This window comes from Cellulosimicrobium sp. KWT-B (assembly GCF_002127155.1).
GTDB classification, from domain to species: domain Bacteria; phylum Actinomycetota; class Actinomycetes; order Actinomycetales; family Cellulomonadaceae; genus Cellulosimicrobium; species Cellulosimicrobium funkei.
Genome location: NZ_NEDO01000003.1, coordinates 192,619 through 212,283 on the forward strand (window position 1 = coordinate 192,619; position 19,665 = coordinate 212,283).

Below are 19,665 nucleotides of genomic sequence, written 5' to 3' on the forward strand. Positions count from 1 at the left end.
GTGACCGGCGCACCCGCCCCCGACCGGGCCCTGATCGTCCTCGAGGACGGCACGGTGCAGCCCGGCCGCGCGTACGGCGCGCGCGGCACGACCGTCGGCGAGATCGTCTTCAACACCGGCATGACCGGCTACCAGGAGACCCTCACCGACCCCTCCTACCACCGGCAGATCGTCGTCATGACGGCCCCCCACATCGGGAACACGGGCGTCAACGACGAGGACCCGGAGTCCGGCAAGATCTGGGTCGCCGGGTACGTCGTGCGCGACGCGGCCCGTCGCGCGTCGAGCTGGCGCGCGCAGCGCACCCTCGACGAGGAGCTCGCGGCCCAGGGCGTCGTCGGCATCAGCGACGTCGACACGCGCGCCCTCACGCGCCACCTGCGCGAGCTCGGCGTGATGCGCGCGGGCATCTTCTCCGGCGACGCGCTCGTGCGCGACGGCTACCCGCGCACCGTGGAGGACCTCGTGGCCGAGGTGAAGGCGGCGCCCGCGATGGCCGGCGCCGACCTCGCCCGCGAGGTGAGCACGGACACGGCGTACGTCGTCGAGCCCTTCGAGGGCACGACGCCGGACGGCGAGCCCGTCGCCACCGTCGTCGCCGTGGACCTCGGCATCAAGTCGATGACGCCCCAGCGCCTCGCCCAGCGCGGCGTGCGCGTGCACGTGGTGCCCGCGGCCTCGACGATCGCGGACATCGAGGCGTACGCGCCCGACGGCGTGTTCTTCTCCAACGGCCCGGGCGACCCGAGCGCCGCGACCCACGAGGTCGAGCTGCTGCGCGGTGTGCTGGACCGCGGCACGCCGTTCTTCGGCATCTGCTTCGGCAACCAGATCCTCGGGCGCGCGCTCGGCTACGGCACGTACAAGCTCGCGTACGGCCACCGCGGCATCAACCAGCCCGTCATGGACCGCCGCACCGGCAAGGTCGAGGTCACGGCGCACAACCACGGGTTCGCGGTCGACGCGCCGCTCGACGGCGAGTCCGTCGCCCCGCACGACGGCGGCCGCTACGGGCGCGTCGTCGTGTCCCACGTCGGGCTCAACGACCAGGTGGTCGAGGGGCTCGAGTGCCTCGACCTGCCCGCCTTCTCCGTCCAGTACCACCCCGAGGCCGCGGCCGGCCCCCACGACGCCGCGTACCTCTTCGACCGCTTCGTCGAGCTCATGACGTCGCGTCGCGCCGCCGGCGCGGCGGGCGCGGGCTCCGACGCCGTCGAGCAGACCACCAAGGAGAGCTGACCGTGCCTCGCAGAACCGACATCTCCAGCGTCCTGGTCATCGGGTCCGGCCCGATCGTCATCGGCCAGGCGTGCGAGTTCGACTACTCCGGCACCCAGGCGTGCCGCGTGCTCAAGGAGGAGGGCCTGCGGGTCGTCCTCGTGAACTCGAACCCGGCGACGATCATGACCGACCCCGAGTTCGCCGACGCGACCTACGTCGAGCCGATCACGACCGAGGTCCTCACGTCGATCATCGCCAAGGAGCGCCCCGACGCGCTGCTGCCGACGCTCGGCGGTCAGACGGCGCTCAACGCGGCGATCGCGCTCGACGAGGCGGGCGTCCTCGCCGAGTACGGCGTCGAGCTCATCGGCGCGAACATCGCGGCGATCCAGAAGGGCGAGGACCGTCAGCAGTTCAAGAACGTCGTCGAGACGTGCGGCGGCGAGTCCGCGCGCTCGGTCATCGTCCACACGGTCGACGAGGCGATCGCGGCCGCGGGCGACCTCGGCTACCCGATGGTCGTGCGCCCGTCGTTCACGATGGGCGGCCTCGGCTCGGGCTTCGCGTACGACGAGGACGAGCTGCGCCGCATCGTCGGCCAGGGCCTGCACTACTCCCCGGTGACGGAGGTGCTCCTCGAGGAGTCGATCCTCGGCTGGAAGGAGTACGAGCTCGAGCTCATGCGCGACAAGAACGACAACGTCGTGGTCGTGTGCTCGATCGAGAACGTCGACCCCGTCGGCGTGCACACGGGCGACTCGATCACGGTCGCGCCCGCGCTCACGCTCACCGACCGCGAGTACCAGAAGCTGCGCGACATCGGCATCGCCGTCATCCGCGAGGTCGGCGTCGACACGGGCGGCTGCAACATCCAGTTCGCCGTCGACCCGGACACGGGCCGCGTCATCGTCATCGAGATGAACCCGCGCGTCTCGCGGTCGTCCGCGCTCGCGTCCAAGGCGACCGGGTTCCCCATCGCGAAGATCGCGGCGAAGCTCGCCGTCGGCTACACGCTCGACGAGATCCCCAACGACATCACGCAGGTCACGCCGGCCTCGTTCGAGCCGACGCTCGACTACGTGGTCGTCAAGGTGCCGCGGTTCGCGTTCGAGAAGTTCCCGGCCGCGGACCCGACGCTCACGACGACCATGAAGTCGGTCGGCGAGGCGATGGCGCTCGGGCGCAACTTCACGGAGGCGCTGGGCAAGGCGCTGCGCTCGATCGACAAGGGCGGCTCGGTCTTCCACTGGGACGGCGAGCCCGTCTCCGGCGCGGAGCTCGACGAGCTGCTCGTGCGCATCGCGCGCCCCACGGAGAACCGGATCATCGGCGTCCAGCAGGCGCTGCGCGCCGGGGCGAGCGTGGAGCAGGTGTTCGAGGCCACGAAGATCGACCCGTGGTACCTCGACCAGATCCAGCTGGTCAACGAGGTCGCGGCGGCCGTCGCCGACGCGCCCGCGCTCACGGAGGACGTGCTGCGCGAGGCGAAGAAGCACGGCCTGTCCGACGCGCAGGTCGCGCGCCTGCGCGGCATGGGCCCGGCGGGCGAGGCGACCGTGCGCGAGGTCCGCTACGCGCTCGGCGTCCGGCCCGTCTACAAGACGGTCGACACGTGCGCGGCCGAGTTCGCCGCCCGCACGCCGTACCACTACTCGTCGTACGACCTGGAGACCGAGGTCGCCCCGCGCGAGCGCGAGGCCGTGATCATCCTCGGCTCGGGCCCGAACCGCATCGGCCAGGGCATCGAGTTCGACTACTCGTGCGTGCACGCGGCCCTCACGCTGCGCGAGCGCTACGAGACGGTCATGGTCAACTGCAACCCGGAGACGGTCTCGACCGACTACGACACGTCCGACCGCCTCTACTTCGAGCCGCTGACGTTCGAGGACGTGCTCGAGGTCTACCAGGCGGAGCTCGCCGCGGGACCGGTCAAGGGCATCATCGTCCAGCTCGGCGGCCAGACGCCGCTCGCGCTCGCGCAGCGCCTCGCCGACGCGGGCCTGCCGATCCTCGGCACGAGCCCCGAGGCGATCGACGCCGCCGAGGACCGCGGCGAGTTCGGCCGCGTGCTCGTCGAGGCGGGTCTGCCCGCCCCGGCGTTCGGCACGGCGCGCTCGCTCGACGAGGCGAAGGACGTCGCGGCCGGCATCGGGTACCCGGTGCTCGTGCGCCCGTCCTACGTGCTCGGCGGGCGCGGCATGGAGATCGTGTACTCGGCCGAGCAGCTCACGGGCTACGTCGAGCGCGCCCTCGTGGCGGCCGCGGCGGAGGACCGCACGGCAGGGACGCTCCCCGCGCCGCTGCTCATCGACCGGTTCCTGGACGATGCCATGGAGATCGACGTCGACGCGCTCTACGACGGCACCGAGCTCTTCCTCGGCGGCGTGATGGAGCACATCGAGGAGGCGGGCATCCACTCGGGCGACTCGGCGTGCGTCCTGCCGCCCGTGTCGCTCTCGGAGCAGGAGATCGAGCGCATCCGCCGCTCGACCGAGGCCATCGCGAAGGGCGTCGGCGTGCGCGGCCTGCTCAACGTCCAGTACGCGCTCGTCTCCGACGTGCTCTACGTCCTCGAGGCCAACCCCCGCGCGTCGCGCACGGTGCCGTTCGTCTCGAAGGCGACGGGCACGTCGCTCGCGAAGGCCGCGGCGCGCGTCATGGCGGGCGAGTCGATCGCGGAGCTGCGCGCCGCGGGCGTGCTGCCCGCCGAGGGCGACGGCGGCACGCTCCCGCTCGACGCGCCGATCGCGGTCAAGGAGGCGGTCCTGCCGTTCAAGCGCTTCCGCACCGCGGACGGCGTCGTGGTCGACACGGTGCTCGGCCCGGAGATGCGCTCGACGGGCGAGGTCATGGGCTTCGACCGCGACTTCCCGCACGCGTTCGCCAAGTCGCAGGCCGCCGCGTTCGGCGGGCTGCCGACGTCGGGTCGCGTGTTCGTCTCGGTCGCGGACCGCGACAAGCGTTCGATCGTCTTCCCGGTCAAGCGCCTCGCGGAGCTCGGCTTCGAGATCCTCGCGACGGACGGCACGTCGAGCGTGCTGCGCCGCAACGGCATCGCGTCGCGCGTGGTGCGCAAGTTCTCCGCGGGCCGCGGGGCGGACGGCGAGCCGACGATCGTCGACCTCATCACGGCCGGCGAGGTGGACATGGTCATCAACACGCCGTCCGGGCAGGGCGCGCGCGCCGACGGCTACGAGATCCGCGCGGCCACGACGGCGGCCGACAAGCCGATCGCGACGACGGTCGACCAGCTCGCCGCCGCGGTGCAGGGCATCGAGGCGGTCCTCGCGGGGCCGTTCGCGGTCGCGAGCCTCCAGGAGCACATGGCGGGCGAGGGCCTGACCGACGGCGTCGAGCTGCCCGCTCCCGCCGCGGAGCGGGTGGGCGCGTGAGCGCGGGCTTCGGCGCGCGCCTCGCGGCGGCGACGGCGGACCACGGGCCGCTGTGCGTGGGCATCGACCCGCACCCGGGCCTGCTCGCGGACTGGGGCCTGCCCGACGACGCCTCCGGGCTGCGCGAGTTCGGCCTGCGGGTCGTCGAGGCGGTCGGGGGCCGCGTGGCCGCGGTCAAGCCGCAGTCGGCGTTCTTCGAGCGCCACGGGTCGCGCGGCGTCGCGGCGCTCGAGGAGGTCCTCGCGGCGGCCCGGGCGGCGGGGACGCTGACGATCATGGACGCCAAGCGCGGCGACATCGGCTCGACCATGGCCGCGTACGCCGACGCGTACCTGCGCGACGGGTCGCCGCTCGCGGCGGACGCGCTGACCGTGTCCCCGTACCTGGGGTTCGGGTCGCTGCAGCCCGCGGTGGACGCGGCGCTGGAGACGGGGCGCGGCCTGTTCGTGCTGTGCCTGACGTCGAACCCCGAGGGCGCCGAGGTGCAGCACGCGCGCCGGGGCGCCGGGGCGGGCGTGGAGTCCGTCGCGGCGCACGTCGCGCGCGAGGCGGCGCAGGTGAACGCCCCGGTCGTCGCCGCGGGCGACGCACTCGGGCCGGTCGGGCTCGTGGTGGGCGCGACGATCGCGGACGCCGCGGCGCGCACGGGGACCGACCTCGCGGCCGTGCGCGGGCCGCTCCTGGCGCCCGGCGTGGGCGCGCAGGGCGCGGGCGCGGCCGAGCTCGCCGCCGTCTTCGGCGACGCGCGGCGCCAGGTGCTCGCGTCGTCGTCGCGCGGGGTGCTGCGCGCCGGGCCGGACGCGGACGCGCTGCGCGCGGCGGCCCGCGCCGCCACGGACGAGGCGGCGCAGGCCCTGCGCGGTTGAGACCCCCACCTCGCGGGACCGGGCCGGCACCCTCGCGGGTGCCGGCCCGGTCGCCGTCGTGCCCCGCGGTCCCGTGCCAGACTGCGCCCATGACCTCCCGCGACGAGACGACCGACCCCGCCCCGACCGCTGCCGGTACGCCTCCGGAGCTGCCCCCGCCGGGCGCCGTGCCGGGCGCCCTGGACGTGCCGGGCACGTGGAACGCGCGCGACGTGGGCGGTCGGGCGGTGCCGGCCGGTCACGACGAGCCGCTGCGGACGGGCGTGCTGCTGCGCACGGCGAGCCTGTCCCGGCTCACCCCCGCGGGCCAGGCCGCGCTCGTCGACCTGGACGTGCGGACGGTCGTGGACCTGCGCGGCGGGGACGAGCTCGCGCGCGACGGCGCGGACGCCGTCCCGGGCGGCGTACGCGTGCTGCGCCGGGGCATGGACCCGACGCCGGGCCTGGTCGACGGGGGAGCGGGCGCGGGCGCCTCGGCGGACCCGGCGGCGCTCGTCGCGGGCCTGCTCGCGGCCGACGACCCGGCCGCGGTCGCGCGGCGCCTCATGCACGGCGTGTACGCGACGTTCGTCACGGACCCGGGCATCCGGGAGACGGTCGGCCACGTCCTGGCGGACGTCGCCGCGGCCGACGGCGCGAGCGTCGTGCACTGCTCGGCGGGCAAGGACCGCACGGGCTGGGTCGTGGCCCTCGTGCAGTACGTCGCGGGAGTACCGGAGGAGGAGCGCATGGCCGAGTACCTCGCGAGCGCGGCGGCGGCCGAGGGGCTCGCCGCGCTCGTGCCCCCGCTGCCGGGGCTGTCGCCCGAGGCGCTGGCGCCGGTCCTCACCGTCGAGCCCGCGTACCTGGAGGGCGCGTGGGAGCTCGCGGTGCGCGAGCACGGGAGCATCGACGACTACCTCGTGGCGTGCGGCGTGACGACGGCGGTGCGCGACGCGCTCGTGGCGCGCCTCGTGGCGTCCTGAGCCGCCCCCGATCCGCGTCCCGCCCTCGTTCCGCCGTCGTTCCGGGCCCGCCGCCGGGGCCGTTGCGGAGACCGTCCCGGGTACGGCTGCGGACGACGCGCCATGCCCAGTCGTTGCCCGATCGCCCGAGGCTCGCTACTTTCGAGGGGTCGGCTCCGTGCGTCGGCGCAGGTCGCCCGGGTGATTCACCCGGTCGGGGCTCCACCTGCGGGCACGCCGGGACGACTGAGTGGGCCCATCCGCCTGACGACGAGTAGGTGACTTGCGTGGCACTTCCACCCCTGACCCCAGAACAGCGCGCGGCGGCGCTCGAGAAGGCCGCGGAGGCACGACGCGTGCGCGCCGAGGTGAAGAACCGGCTCAAGTACTCCCAGGGCTCCCTGAAGGAGGTCATCGAGCGCGGCCAGACGGACGACATGATCGGCAAGCTCAAGGTCGTCTCGTTGCTGGAGTCCCTGCCCGGCGTGGGTAAGGTGAAGGCTCGGGCGATCATGGAGGAGATCGGGATCGCCGAGACACGTCGTGTCCGCGGCCTCGGCCCCCACCAGTCCGCGGCCCTCATCGAGAGGTTTGGCTGACATTTCCGCGCACCCGTCCGAGCCGACGCCGTCCGTCCCCGCCGGGGAGACCACGGGGCCGGCGTCGCCGCCCGTCGTCCCCGGCCCCGCCCGCCTGACCGTCCTGGCCGGCCCGACCGCCGTCGGGAAGGGCACGGTGTCGGCCGACATCCGAGCCCGCTACCCGGAGGTGTGGCTGTCCGTGTCGGCGACGACGCGCGACCCGCGCCCGGGCGAGGTGGACGGCGTGCACTACCTGTTCGTCGGCCCGGACGAGTTCGCGCGCATGGTCGCGGACCGTGAGCTGCTGGAGTGGGCCGTCGTGCACGGGCGCAACAGCTACGGCACGCCCCGGCGCGCGGTCGAGGAGAAGCTTGCCGCGGGCGTGCCGGCGCTCCTGGAGATCGACCTCCAGGGTGCGCGGCAGGTCCGCGCGTCGATGCCCGAGGCCCGGTTCGTGTTCCTGGCGCCGCCGAGCTGGGACGAGCTCGTGCGTCGCCTGGTCGGCCGCGGCACGGAGGACGCGGAGGAGCGGGAGCGCCGTCTGACGACGGCGCGGGTCGAGCTCGCGGCGGAGTCGGAGTTCGACCACGTCATCGTCAACGACGAGGTGCACCGCGCGACGGACGAGCTGGTGCGCGTCATGGGGCTCGAGCCCCGTCCCGTCCCGGCGGAGGGCTCGTCCCCGGCGTCGTCCCCCGTGCCGTCCGGGCACGTCGAGGGGCACAGCGAGTAGACTGTCCTGCGGTGCCCGTGCGCGGGCGTTCCCCCGTGGGCCCGAGGCCCGGTCGGCGGCCCGTCCTGCGACGTGGTGCCGCGGCCGCCCGGTCCCGGACGGGGGCGCCGTGCGCGCCGCCGCCATCGACCAGCTGCAGCGCCCGCTGCAGACCCTTGAACCCACGGAGCGAACTGTGTCCGGAACCGTCGCCGCCCCCGAGGGCATCACCGACCCGCCCATCGACGACCTGCTCGAGCACGTCGACTCGAAGTACGCGCTGGTCATCTACTCGGCCAAGCGTGCGCGCCAGATCAACGCGTACTACTCGCAGCTCAGCGAGGGCCTGCTGGAGAACGTCGGGCCGCTGCTCGAGACGCGCAACCAGGAGAAGCCGCTCTCGATCGCGATGCGCGAGATCAACGCGGGCCTGCTGACGATCGAGGCCGAGCCCGACGAGGCCCCCGAGGCCTGAGCCCGCACGCCGCGCACCTCCACCGGAGGGCGCGGCGTTCGTGCGTCCGCGCCCGGGTGCGCGGGCCCCTGTCCCGCCGCGGTCGGCGGCGGGTCTGAGCCGGACCTCCAGGAGGAACGACATGCGGATCGTGCTCGGTGTGAGCGGCGGGGTCGCGGCGTACAAGGCCGTGCTGCTGCTGCGGCTGCTGCGGGAGCAGGGCCATCGGGTGCGGGTGGTGCCGACGGCGTCCGCCCTGCGCTTCGTGGGCGCGCCCACGTGGGAGGCGCTGTCGGGCGAGCCGGCCACGGACCAGGTGTTCGAGGACGTCGAGCACGTGCCGCACGTCGCCCTGGGCCAGGGTGCCGACCTCGTGGTCGTGGCGCCCGCCACGGCAGACCTGCTCGCGCGCGCGGCGGCCGGGCGCGCGGACGACCTGCTGACCTCGACGCTGCTCACCGCGCGCTGCCCGGTGGTCATGGCGCCCGCGATGCACACGGAGATGTGGGAGCACCCGGCGACGGCCGCGAACGTGGCGACGCTGCGGGCGCGGGGCGTGCACGTGATCGAGCCGGCGTCCGGCCGCCTCACGGGGGCGGACACCGGGCCTGGCCGTCTGCCCGAGCCGGACGAGATCGCGCGCCTCGCGCTCGCTGTCGTGGAGGACGCGTCCCGCGCGACCGCCGCCGACGCGGGCGCGGAGCCGGGCCACGGGCCGGGCAGCGGGCCCGCGCAGGATCTCACGGGCCGGCGCGTCGTGGTGTCGGCGGGCGGCACGCGCGAGCCGATCGACCCGGTGCGGTTCATCGGCAACCGGTCGAGCGGGCGTCAGGGCGTCGAGCTCGCGCGGGCCGCGGCGGCGCGCGGCGCGCACGTCACGCTCGTGGCGGCGAACCTGTCCCCGGACGTGGCCGCGCTCGTGCGCGCGCCCGGGGGCGTGCCCGACGCCGTGGTGGAGGTCGAGACGACGGCGCAGCTGCGCGACGCGGTGCGGTCGGCGGCGGCCGGGGCGGACGTCGTCGTCATGGCGGCGGCCGTCGCGGACTTCCGCCCGGCCCACGCGCCCGACGCGAAGATCAAGAAGGTGCCGGGCCAGGGGCCCGAGCCGATCGCGCTCGTGGAGAACCCGGACGTGCTCGCCGAGCTCGCCCGCGACCGGCTGCGCCCGGGCCAGGTGGTGGTCGGCTTCGCGGCGGAGACCGGTGACGCGCACGGGTCCGTGCTCGACCACGGCCGGGCCAAGGCGCGGCGCAAGGGCGCGGACCTGCTCGTGGTCAACGCCGTGGGCGAGGGGCGCGGGTTCGCGGTCGACGCGAACGACGTGACCGTGGTCGACGGCGCGGGGGACGTCGTCGCGACGGCGAGCGGGTCGAAGAGCGAGGTCGCGGGCGCGGTGTGGGACGTCGTCGTGCCGCGCGTGGCGCCGTCGGACGAGCGGGCCGGGGCCGACGAGTGACCCGCGTCTCGTCTCGCCTGCCGGATATGCTCGCCCACCTTTCGGGACAGTAGGCTGTGCGCCATGGCTGAGCTGCGTCTCTTCACGTCCGAGTCCGTCACCGAGGGGCACCCGGACAAGGTCTGCGACCAGATCTCCGACGCGATCCTCGACGCGCTCCTCGCGCAGGACCCGACGTCCCGCGTGGCGGTGGAGACGATGGTCACCACAGGCCTGGTGCACGTCGCCGGCGAGGTGACGACCGACGCGTACGTCGAGATCCCGCAGATCGTGCGAGACGTCGTGCGCCGGATCGGGTACACGTCGTCGGTGATCGGCTTCGACGCGGACTCGTGCGGCATCTCGGTGTCGATCGGCCAGCAGTCGCCGGACATCGCGCAGGGCGTCGACAAGAGCCTCGAGGAGCGCGACGACCAGGGCGACCACGACCCCCTCGACGCGCAGGGCGCGGGCGACCAGGGCCTGATGTTCGGGTACGCGAGCGACGACACGCCGAGCCTCATGCCCCTGCCGGTGTGGCTCGCGCACCGTCTCGCCGAGCGCCTGGCGGCGGTGCGCCGGGACGGCACGGTGCCGGGCCTGCGCCCGGACGGCAAGACGCAGGTCACCGTCGGGTACGACGGCGACCGCGCGGTCAGCCTCGACACGGTGGTCCTCTCGACGCAGCACGACCCGGACGTCCGTCAGGACGAGCTGCACCGGCAGGTCGCGGCGCAGGTCGTGGCCCCCGTGCTGGACGCCGCGGGCCTCGACCTCGACGTGCGCGCGACGCGCCTGTTCGTCAACCCCACCGGCACGTTCGTCGTGGGCGGCCCGCAGGGCGACGCGGGCCTGACGGGCCGCAAGATCATCGTCGACACGTACGGCGGCATGGCCCGCCACGGCGGGGGCGCGTTCTCCGGCAAGGACCCGTCGAAGGTGGACCGCTCGGCCGCGTACGCGACGCGCTGGGTCGCGAAGAACGTCGTCGCCGCGGGTCTGGCGCGGCGCTGCGAGGTGCAGGTCGCGTACGCGATCGGCAAGGCGCACCCCGTCGGCCTGTACGTGGAGACGTTCGGCACGGAGAAGGTCCCGGTCGAGCGCATCACGGCCGCGATCCGCGAGGTGTTCGACCTGCGCCCGGCGGCGATCATCCGCGACCTGGACCTGCTGCGTCCCATCTACGCCCCGACGGCGGCCTACGGGCACTTCGGGCGCGAGCTCGAGCAGTTCACGTGGGAGCGCACGGACCGCGTCGCGGACCTGCAGTCCCAGGTGTGAGGAGCGTCGTCGCGCCGGTCGCGGGCGACGGCCGCGTACCCGGGCGGCACGGCACCGCGGGTGCCGGGCGCACTGCCCGGTGCCCTGTCGTGAGCGAGGTCGTGAGCGCGCCGGTCGTGACGGCGGCGCGTGGTTCGATGGCGTCGTGAGCGAGCCGGAGGACACGTCGCGGGCGGTGCAGGACACCCTGCTCACCGTCGCGCCCACCGCGCCGCGCCGGGGGCCCGCGCCGCCGGCGTCGCACCAGATCGCCGCGCACCTGCCGGTGGCGCGCCTCGCGCTCGACCTCGCGCCCCCGCACCTGGACCGCCCCTTCGACTACCTCGTGCCCGCCACGATGTCCGACGACGCGCGCCCGGGGGTGCGGGTCAAGGTGCGGTTCGCGGGCCGGGACGTCGACGGGTACGTGCTGGAGCGCGTCGACCGCTCGGACCACGACGGGCGCCTGCTGCCGCTGCGGCGCGTCGTGTCGGCCGAGCCCGTGCTCGCACCCGCCGTCGCCCGGCTCGCGCGCACGGTCGCCGACCACTACGCGGGCACGCTCTCGGACGTGCTGCGCCTCGCCGTGCCGCCGCGGCACGCGCGCGCCGAGCAGTCCTTCGCGGCACGGTCCGCCCCCGGCGCGGTGCCCGCGCCGGGATCGTCCCCGGCCGGGGACGCCCCGGTCGCCTCGAGCGAGGGCGCCGTCGCCGCCGAGGCGGCTCCTGCGGGTCCTCCCGTCGACGAGCCCGTTCCCGCGCCTGCCGAGCCCGTTCCCGGGTCGCTGCCCGCCCCGGCGCGGGCGCCGCACCAGGAGTCCGTGTGGGCCCCGTACCGGGCCGGCGCCGCGTTCCTCGCGCACGTCGCGGGCGGCGGGGCGCCCCGGGCCGTGTGGACCGCGCTCCCCGGGCTCGCGCCCCCGGCGCCCGAGGCGGCGTCCGAGGGTCGGCGCGGCGCGGGCCGCTCGCGCAAGGAGCCCGACGCGCTGCCCGTCACGCACTGGGCGGCGGCGGTCGCCGAGGCGGTGCGCGCGGTCCGGTCGGGCGGGCGGGGCGCGCTCGTCGTCGTGCCGGACGCGCGCGACGTCGACCAGGTGTGCGCCGCGCTCGCGGCCGCCGGGCTGCCCGCGTGGGACGCGGCGACCGGGGGCGAGGTGGTGCGACTGACGGCCGACGAGGGGCCCGCGCCGCGCTACCGCGCGTTCCTCGCCGTCCTGCACGGTGACGCGCGCGTCGTCGTGGGGACCCGTGCGGCGGCGTTCGCACCCGTGGTCGACCTCGGGCTGGTGGTCTGCTGGAACGACGGCGAGGACACCCTCGCGGAGCCGCGCGCCCCGTACCCGCACGCGCGCGAGGTGCTCGCGCTGCGCAGCGACCAGGAGGGCGCGGCGTTCCTGCTGGGGTCGCACGGGCGCACGGTCGCGGCGCACGCGCTCGTCGTACGGGGCTGGGCGCACGAGCTCGCGGCGCCGCGCGACGTCGTGCGGGCCCGGGCGCCGCGCGTGCGGGCGCTGACCTCGGTCGAGCTGGCGGCGGAGGGCCCGGGCGCCGCGGCGCGCATCCCGACGGCCGCGTGGCGCACGGCGCGCGCGGCGCTGGAGCAAGGGCCGGTGCTGGTGCAGGTGCCGCGGTCCGGGTACGTGCCGGTCGTGGCGTGCGGCCGGTGCCGCACGCCCGCGCGCTGCACGGTGTGCCACGGGTCGCTCGCGCTCTCCGGTCCGCAGGCGACGCCGCAGTGCGCGTGGTGCGGGGCGCTCGCGGGCGGGTGGTCGTGCGCGGAGTGCCACTGGACGGGGCTGCGGTCGGTGCGCGTGGGGTCACAGCGCACCGCGGAGGAGCTCGGGCGCGCGTTCGCGGGGGTCCCGGTGCAGGTGTCGGGTGCCGCGGCGGCGGGCGGGGTACTAGGGGCGGTGTCCGGGCGTCCCGCGCTCGTGGTCGCGACGCCGGGTGCCGAGCCGGTCGCCGAGGGTGGGTACGCGGCGGCGCTGCTGCTGGACGCGGCGGTGAGCACGGCGCACGTCGGGCTGGACGTGGCGCAGGACGCGCTGGCGCGCTGGCTCGCCGCGGCGGCGCTCGTGCGGCCCGCGACGGAGGGCGGGCAGGTGCTGCTCGTGGGCGACGCCGCGCCCGCGCCGACGAACGCGCTCGTGCGCTGGGACCCGGCGCTCCTCGCGGACCGGGAGCTGGACGAGCGGGTGGAGCTGTCGCTGCCGCCGGCGGTCCGGGTGGCGGCGGTGACGGGCGACCGTCCCGCGGTCGCGGCGGTGCTGGGCCGGGTGGCGCTCGCGGGCCCGGAGACGGTGCTGGGTCCGGTGGAGGTGGCGGCGTCGCCGCGCGGGCGGGGTGCCGACGGGGCGGACGGCGCGGCGCCCGGGCTGGTGGACGCCCCGCCCGTGCGGGCGGTGGTGCGGGTCCCGGTGCGCGACGGCCGCCGGCTGGCGCGCGAGCTCGGTGCGTCCGTCGCGGTCCGGTCCGCGCGGCGCGAGCCGGGTAGCGTGCGGGTGGAGCTCGACCCGAAGGAGATCCTGTGACGCACCGCCCCGTGACGCACGGCCCCGTGCCCGCCGCCCCGACCATCGCCCCTGTCACCGAGGCGTCCGCCGACGTGACCCCCGACCGGGGTCCGGCACCCGCCGCCCGCGCGATCGACGCCGTGCTGTACGACTTCGGCAACGTCCTGGTGGGCTGGGACCCGTACGGCGCGTACGACGGCGTCGACCGGCGGGACGTGGACGCGTTCTTCGCCGACGTGGACTTCCGCGTGCTCAACCACGAGCGGGACGCGGGTGCGACGTGGCAGGACGCGCGCGACCGCGTGGCGGCGACCCACCCGCACCACGTCGCGCTCCTGGACCGGTACGTCGAGCGGTTCCCCGCGACGCTCACCGGCCCGGTCGAGGGCTCCGAGGAGCTCGTGCGCGAGCTGCGCGACCTGGGCCTGCGGCTGTACGGGCTGACGAACTGGTCCGCGGAGCTCTTCGCGCACGCCGCGCCGGCCGCTCCCGCCACGGCCCTCATGGAGGACGTGCTGGTCTCCGGGCGCGAGGGGCTGGCCAAGCCCGACCCGGCGATCTTCGCGCTCGCGGTCGAGCGGTTCGGGCTCGACCCGGCCCGGACGCTGTTCACCGACGACAGCCCGGCCAACGTCGACGCGGCGGCGCGTCTCGGGCTGCGCACCCACCTGTTCGAGGGCACGGCGGGCCTGCGCGCGGCGCTGCGCGACCTGGGCGTGCCGGTCGGCCCCGAGGGCGCCGGGTCGTGATGGGCGCCGGGTCGTGACGGGCGCCGCGTCGTGACGGGTGCCGGGGTGCCGCGCGCGCTCACGGCCCTCGAGCGCGACGTGCTCGTCTGGATGCTCCGCCACGGGTGCCGCGGGGAGGCGGTCGCACCGGACCGGGACGCGGCCGACCGTCGGCGCTGGCTCGCCCAGGTCGACGCGGTGCGCGTGCACGGCGCGTGCGCGTGCGGGTCCTGCCCGACGATCGACCTGGGCGACGACGACGGTCCCGTCCCCGCGCAGGGCCCGCGCGTCGTGCTGGAGGCGGGCACGGACCGCTTCCTCCTGCTGCTGTTCGTCGACGACGACCGGCTGAGCTGCCTCGAGCTCGCCCCGGTGGACGACGAGGCGTTCCCCGCGTTCCCGCCGGTCGCCACGCTGGCGACCTGACCCCGGGCCCGACCGGGCGCCTGCGCGTGCCGGCGCATGACCCGTGCACCGGGCCGCTCCCGGGTCTGCCGCCCTGCCCGGCCACCTAGAATCGGGCCCATGCGCCTGCTGTTCGCGGGGACCCCGGATACCGCGGTCCCGTCACTCGACGCCCTCCTCGACTCCCGCCACGAGGTGGTCGCCGTGCTCACGCGCGCCGACGCGCCGTCGGGCCGCGGACGGCGCCTGACCCCCAGCCCCGTCCGCGTGCGTGCCGAGGAGGCCGGGATCCCGGTCCTCACGGACCGGCCCCGCGGCGAGGACTTCCTCGCGCGCCTCGCCGCGCTCGACGTCGACGCGGCACCCGTCGTCGCGTACGGGGAGATCCTGCGCCCCGACGTGCTCGCCGTGCCCCGGCACGGGTGGGTCAACCTGCACTTCTCCGTCCTGCCCGCCTGGCGCGGCGCGGCGCCCGTGCAGCGCGCGATCATCGCGGGCGACGAGGTGACCGGGGCGACGACGTTCCTCATCGAGGAAGGACTGGACTCCGGCCCCACGCTCGGCACCACGACCGAGACCATCCGCCCCCGGGACACCGCGGGCGATCTCCTGGGCCGCCTCGCCGTCTCCGGTGCCGGCCTCCTCGTCGCCACCCTCGACGCCCTCGAGGACGGCACCCTGCGCCCGCAGCCCCAGCCCGCCGACGGCGTCTCGCACGCCGCCAAGCTCGCGACCGCCGACGCGGAGGTCCGCTGGGACCACCCGGCGCTCGCGGTCGACCGTCTCGTGCGCGGCTGCACCCCGGCCCCCGGGGCGTGGACGACCCTGCCCGGCGCCGACGGCACGCCCGCGCGCCTGGGGCTGGGCCCCGTCACCCTGCGACCCGACGTCGTCGACCTCGCCCCCGGGCGCGTGCGCGCCGGGAAGAAGGAGGTGCTCGTCGGGACCGCGACCCACGCCGTCCAGCTGGGGGAGGTGGCGCCCGTGGGCAAGAAGCACATGGCCGCCGCGGACTGGGCGCGCGGTGCCCGGCTCGACGACGCCACGGTCCTCGGTGCGGAGACGGCCCGATGAGCGCCGAGCGCCGCGACCGCGATGGTTCGAACGCGCGTTCGAACAGGAACGAGCGACCGCAGAGCCGGGAGGGCGCCGCGTCGAACAGGCGTTCGAGCGGTGGCGGCCCGGGCGGGGGCAGCGACGCGAACGCACGTTCGAATCCTGGTGCGGGGCCCGTCGGCGGGGGAGGCGAGCGCCGCGACGCCCGGGGGCGGCAGCGCGGCGCCGCCCGCTCCCGCGGAGAGGTGCACCGCGGCTCCGCAGCACCCTCCCAGCGTCGCAAGGGCACCGACCCCGCACGGGCCGTCGCGTACGACGTCCTGCGCCAGGTCGACGGCTCCGACGCCTACGCCAACCTCGTCCTGCCGCCTCTGCTGCGCGAGCGCGGCATCCGCGGGCGCGACGCCGGCTTCGCAACCGAGCTCGCCTACGGCACCCTGCGCCTGCGCGGCCGCTACGACGCGATCCTCGCGCACTGCCTCGACCGCCCCCTCGACCGCCTCGACCCGCCCGTCCTCGACGTCCTGCGCCTCGGCACCCACCAGCTCCTCGCCATGCGCGTCCCGCAGCACGCCGCCGTCTCCGAGACCGTCGGCCTCGCCCGCGAACGCACCGGCGCCGGCAGCGCCCAGCTCGTCAACGCCGTCCTGCGCCGCGTCGCCCGCACCCCCCTCGACGACTGGCTCACGACCCTCGCCGACGACGCCCCCGACCCCCTCGCGGCGCTCGCGGCCACCCAGAGCCACCCCGTGTGGATCGCCCGCGCCCTGCGCGACGCCCTCGCCGGCAACGGACGCCCCGTCGACGAGCTCGGCGCCCTCCTCGCCGCCGACAACGACGCCCCCCGCGTCACGCTCGTCGCGCGCCCCGGTCTCGCCGACCCCCACGAGCTCGCCGACGGCGACGGCCGCGTCACCCCTGCCCGCTGGGCGCCCACCGCGCTCACCCTCGACGGCGGCGACCCCGCCGCGTTCGGCGCCGTGCGCGACGGCCGCGCCGGCGTCCAGGACGAGGGCAGCCAGCTCGTCGCCCTCGCGCTCGCCGCCGCACCGCTCGCCGGACCGCAGCCCGGCTCCACCGGCGACGACGCTCGCTGGCTCGACCTGTGCGCCGGCCCCGGCGGCAAGGCCGCGCTCCTCGCGGCGCTCGCGGCCGAGCGCGGGGCACGCCTCGTCGCCAACGAGGTCCAGCCGCACCGCGCGCGCCTCGTGGAGAAGGCGCTCGCCGCCGTGCCCGCCGACGCCGTGGAGGCCGTGCGCACGGGTGACGGTCGCGCCGTCGGGCAGGACGAGCCGGGCGCCTACGACCGCGTGCTCCTCGACGCCCCCTGCACGGGCCTCGGGGCCCTGCGCCGCCGGCCCGAGTCGCGGTGGCGCCGCACCCCGGCGGACCTCGCGACCCTCACCGGGCTCCAGCGCGAGCTCCTCGACTCCGCGCTCGACGCCGTCCGGCCCGGGGGAGTGGTCGGGTACGTCACGTGCTCGCCCCACCTCGCCGAGACCCAGGTCGTCGTCGCCGACGTGCTGCGCCGCCGCGACGACGTCGAGGTCCTCGACGCCCCGGACGTCGTGCGCGACGTCGTGCGCCCCCAGGTGCGCGACACCGTCGAGCTCGGGGACCGTCAGGACGTCCAGCTCTGGCCGCACGTCCACGGCACCGACGCCATGCACCTCACGCTCCTGCGCCGCACGGTGTGAGTGCCGCGCCACGCGTCGTGATGTCGTCATATCTCGACAACGCTGGGGTGTCGGAGTAACCTGACAACGTCTCGTGTCGGAGAATCCCGACATTACAGCACGTCAGCGCACCCCACGGCAGGAGAGCCAGCATGGCCGACACCTGGACCACCCCCCGCAGCCCCCGCGACCTCGGCGCCTACCTCAGCCGCGTCCGCCGAACCCGCGGACTCACTCAGGCCCAGGTCGCCGACGAGCTCGGCATCACGCGCCAGTACCTCTCCGAGCTCGAGAACGGCGTCGAGAACCTCTGGGTCCAACGCCTCTTCGAGCTCCTCGACACCCTCGACGTCGACCTCCGACTCCAGGAACGCCGATGACCACCCTCACCGCCTGGCTCTACGGCACCCCCGTCGCGACCCTCGCACCCACCGGCCTGCGCACCACCGACGGCACACCCCGCGTCACCCTCACCTGGACCGCCGACGCCCTCGACCGCTGGGGGCACGACGCCCGCGTCCTGTCTCACCTGCTCCCCATCACCCCACCCGACGAAACCCCGCCCCACCCCGCGCGCGTCGCCGCCTGGCTCGACGGACTCCTCCCCGAGGGCCGCACCCGCGACGCCATGGCCATCGACGCCGGCATCGACCCCGACGACGCCCTCGCCTTCCTCGTCCACTACGGCCACGACACCGCCGGCGCCGTCCTCCTCGCACCCGAAGGACAACCTCTCCCCACCCCCGGCACCCCCGAACGCCTCGACGACGCCGCCGTCGCACGACTTCTGCGCGCCGCCGTCGCACGCAGCGGGGGAGAAGGACGCACCGACCACCTCACCAGCTCCCTGCCCGGCATGGAACCCAAGATCACCCTCCTCCACGACGAGCACGGCTGGGCCCGGCCCCACGGCACCGCACCGACCACCCACATCCTCAAGGTCGCCCGCCCCTCCGACTCACCCACCGCCGACCTCGTCAACACCGAGGCCGCGGCCCTCGACCTCGCCCGCCGCATCGGCCTCACCACCGTCGACGCCCACGTCACCGAGCTCGACGGCGAACGCGCCATCGTCGTCACCCGCTACGACCGCGTCCCCGACCCCGCCGACCCCACCGGCACCGCACGCCTCCACCAGGAGGACGCCGCCCAGGCCCTCGGCATCAACACCCGCGACCCCGAACGCAAGTTCCAGCACGGCCGCCGCTTCCCCTCCCTCGCCGCCATCGCCCGCACCCTGCGCGACGACGGCACCCGCCCCGACCCCCTCCTCGCCCTCACCACCCTCAACCTCGCCCTCGGCAACACCGACGCCCACGCCAAGAACATCTCCGTCCTGCGCCACGCCGACGGCACCGTCCGCCTCGCCCCCGCCTACGACATCGCCATGCACCTCCATCACGACCACGCCTCCCGCGTCTTCGCCATGGACGTCGCCGGCGAACGCGACATGGACCGCCTCACCGCCGACCACCTCGTCACCGAGGGCACCACCTGGGGACTGCCCCGCCGACGCGCCCAGCGCGCCGTCGCCCAGACCCTCGACGGACTCCTCGCGGCGCTCGCGGACATCGACCGCGACGCCCACCCCGGCGTGAGCCGTCACGCCTGGCGCACGGTCGAGCGCCGCACCACCGACCTCCGCCGAACCCTGGTCGTCTAACGGCCCCCTTCTCCCGTCGAGCAGGTGGTCGTGGCGGGTCCGGGCGCCCCCACCCACCAGGACCGCCTGCTCGACCGAGTGGGTCGGGGCGCACCAGGGTGCTCAGAGGGTGCGCTGGAGCAGGATCGTGTCGACCCAGCGGCCGTGCTTGAACCCCACGGCGGTGAGGCGGCCGGTCTCGACGAAGCCGAAGCGGCGGTGCAGCGGGAGCGACCCGGCGGCCTCGGGGACGTCGGCGACGACGGAGACGACCTGGCGGACCCCCGCGGCGGCCAGCGCCTCCAGGAGCGCGGCGAGCAGCGCGGTGCCCACCCCGCGCCCGGCGTGCTCCGGGTCGAGGTAGATCGTGTCCTCGGCGGTGTGCCGGTAGGCGGGCTTGGGGCGCCAGGCCGACGCGTACGCGTAGCCCGCGACGACAACGCCGGTCGGGGAGCCCGGGGCGTCGACCTCGGCGACGAGGAACGGCAGGCCGCGCGCGACGACGTCGTCGAGCTTGCGGTGCCACGCCGGGACGTCCCAGACCTCCTCCTCGAACGTCACGCACGTGTCGCGCACGAACGGGGCGGCGATCTCGGCGACCCGCGGCAGGTCGTGCACCGTGGCCAGGCGCACCGTCACGGCGGGCGCGGAGGCGCGCGGGTCCCCGGGGCGGTGCGGCGCGCCGGGAACGGAGGCAGGGGCCGGGCCGGGGGAGGGGGAGGAGAGGTCGCTCACGCGACGAGGGTACGAGCACCGGGCTCCGGCACGCGCCCCTAGGCTG

At 76.0% G+C, this 19,665-nt stretch carries 17 protein-coding genes; 16 read left to right on the top strand and 1 reads right to left on the bottom strand.

Annotated elements, in window-relative coordinates:
• The 16 genes from carA (at nucleotide 1) to B9L22_RS10850 (ending at nucleotide 18,905) form a co-directional block, all read left to right on the top strand.
• Nucleotides 1–1,239: a glutamine-hydrolyzing carbamoyl-phosphate synthase small subunit gene (carA, locus tag B9L22_RS10775; protein ID WP_233140003.1), complete on the top strand. Its 1,239-nt coding sequence runs from the start codon at nucleotides 1–3 to the stop codon at nucleotides 1,237–1,239.
• A 2-nt stretch (nucleotides 1,240–1,241) separates the two neighbouring features.
• On the top strand, nucleotides 1,242–4,613 hold the full coding sequence (gene carB, locus B9L22_RS10780) for a carbamoyl-phosphate synthase large subunit (protein ID WP_086150378.1): 3,372 nt from the start codon (nucleotides 1,242–1,244) through the stop codon (nucleotides 4,611–4,613).
• Nucleotides 4,610–5,479, top strand: coding sequence for an orotidine-5'-phosphate decarboxylase (pyrF, locus tag B9L22_RS10785; protein WP_085387981.1), 870 nt, complete (start codon nucleotides 4,610–4,612; stop codon nucleotides 5,477–5,479). The genes carB and pyrF overlap by 4 nt, the downstream gene beginning before the upstream one ends.
• A gap of 89 nt (nucleotides 5,480–5,568) precedes the next feature.
• A complete protein-coding gene (locus tag B9L22_RS10790; RefSeq protein ID WP_086150379.1) occupies nucleotides 5,569–6,444 on the top strand; it encodes a tyrosine-protein phosphatase in 876 nt (291 codons plus the stop codon).
• Nucleotides 6,445–6,710: 266 nt separating this feature from the next.
• Nucleotides 6,711–7,022: an integration host factor, actinobacterial type gene (gene mihF / locus B9L22_RS10795; protein WP_021482878.1), complete on the top strand. Its 312-nt coding sequence runs from the start codon at nucleotides 6,711–6,713 to the stop codon at nucleotides 7,020–7,022.
• A gap of 103 nt (nucleotides 7,023–7,125) precedes the next feature.
• Nucleotides 7,126–7,737 carry a guanylate kinase gene (gene gmk, locus B9L22_RS10800; protein WP_198947292.1) on the top strand — a complete coding sequence of 204 codons (612 nt, stop codon included), beginning with the start codon at nucleotides 7,126–7,128 and terminating at the stop codon, nucleotides 7,735–7,737.
• 175 nt (nucleotides 7,738–7,912) lie between these two features.
• Entirely contained in the window at nucleotides 7,913–8,191 is a 279-nt protein-coding gene (gene rpoZ, locus B9L22_RS10805) for a DNA-directed RNA polymerase subunit omega (protein WP_031316460.1), read from the top strand.
• A 121-nt stretch (nucleotides 8,192–8,312) separates the two neighbouring features.
• On the top strand, nucleotides 8,313–9,626 hold the full coding sequence (locus B9L22_RS10810) for a phosphopantothenate--cysteine ligase family flavoprotein (RefSeq protein ID WP_086150380.1): 1,314 nt from the start codon (nucleotides 8,313–8,315) through the stop codon (nucleotides 9,624–9,626).
• A gap of 63 nt (nucleotides 9,627–9,689) precedes the next feature.
• Nucleotides 9,690–10,886, top strand: coding sequence for a methionine adenosyltransferase (gene metK, locus B9L22_RS10815; protein ID WP_034653075.1), 1,197 nt, complete (start codon nucleotides 9,690–9,692; stop codon nucleotides 10,884–10,886).
• 145 nt (nucleotides 10,887–11,031) lie between these two features.
• The gene (locus B9L22_RS20035) at nucleotides 11,032–13,395 is read left to right on the top strand and encodes a primosomal protein N' (protein ID WP_158097193.1); all 2,364 of its coding nucleotides are present in this window, start codon (nucleotides 11,032–11,034) and stop codon (nucleotides 13,393–13,395) included.
• A complete protein-coding gene (locus tag B9L22_RS10825) occupies nucleotides 13,392–14,126 on the top strand; it encodes an HAD family phosphatase (protein WP_233140006.1) in 735 nt (244 codons plus the stop codon). The genes B9L22_RS20035 and B9L22_RS10825 overlap by 4 nt, the downstream gene beginning before the upstream one ends.
• 30 nt (nucleotides 14,127–14,156) lie before the next feature.
• Nucleotides 14,157–14,531, top strand: coding sequence for a hypothetical protein (locus B9L22_RS10830; RefSeq protein ID WP_086150381.1), 375 nt, complete (start codon nucleotides 14,157–14,159; stop codon nucleotides 14,529–14,531).
• A 99-nt stretch (nucleotides 14,532–14,630) separates the two neighbouring features.
• Nucleotides 14,631–15,584 carry a methionyl-tRNA formyltransferase gene (fmt, locus tag B9L22_RS10835; protein WP_086150382.1) on the top strand — a complete coding sequence of 318 codons (954 nt, stop codon included), beginning with the start codon at nucleotides 14,631–14,633 and terminating at the stop codon, nucleotides 15,582–15,584.
• Entirely contained in the window at nucleotides 15,581–17,263 is a 1,683-nt protein-coding gene (locus B9L22_RS10840; protein ID WP_086150383.1) for an RsmB/NOP family class I SAM-dependent RNA methyltransferase, read from the top strand. The genes fmt and B9L22_RS10840 overlap by 4 nt, the downstream gene beginning before the upstream one ends.
• Before the next feature lie 131 nt (nucleotides 17,264–17,394).
• Nucleotides 17,395–17,622, top strand: coding sequence for a helix-turn-helix domain-containing protein (locus B9L22_RS10845; RefSeq protein ID WP_031316417.1), 228 nt, complete (start codon nucleotides 17,395–17,397; stop codon nucleotides 17,620–17,622).
• Nucleotides 17,619–18,905, top strand: a complete 1,287-nt coding sequence (locus B9L22_RS10850; RefSeq protein ID WP_086150384.1) for a type II toxin-antitoxin system HipA family toxin — start codon at nucleotides 17,619–17,621, stop codon at nucleotides 18,903–18,905. The genes B9L22_RS10845 and B9L22_RS10850 overlap by 4 nt, the downstream gene beginning before the upstream one ends.
• Nucleotides 18,906–19,007: 102 nt before the next feature.
• Here B9L22_RS10850 and B9L22_RS10855 read toward each other — a convergent pair whose 3' ends face one another.
• Nucleotides 19,008–19,619 carry a GNAT family N-acetyltransferase gene (locus B9L22_RS10855; protein WP_086150385.1) on the bottom strand — a complete coding sequence of 204 codons (612 nt, stop codon included), beginning with the start codon at nucleotides 19,617–19,619 and terminating at the stop codon, nucleotides 19,008–19,010.
• Between the last annotated feature and the right edge of the window lie 46 nt (nucleotides 19,620–19,665).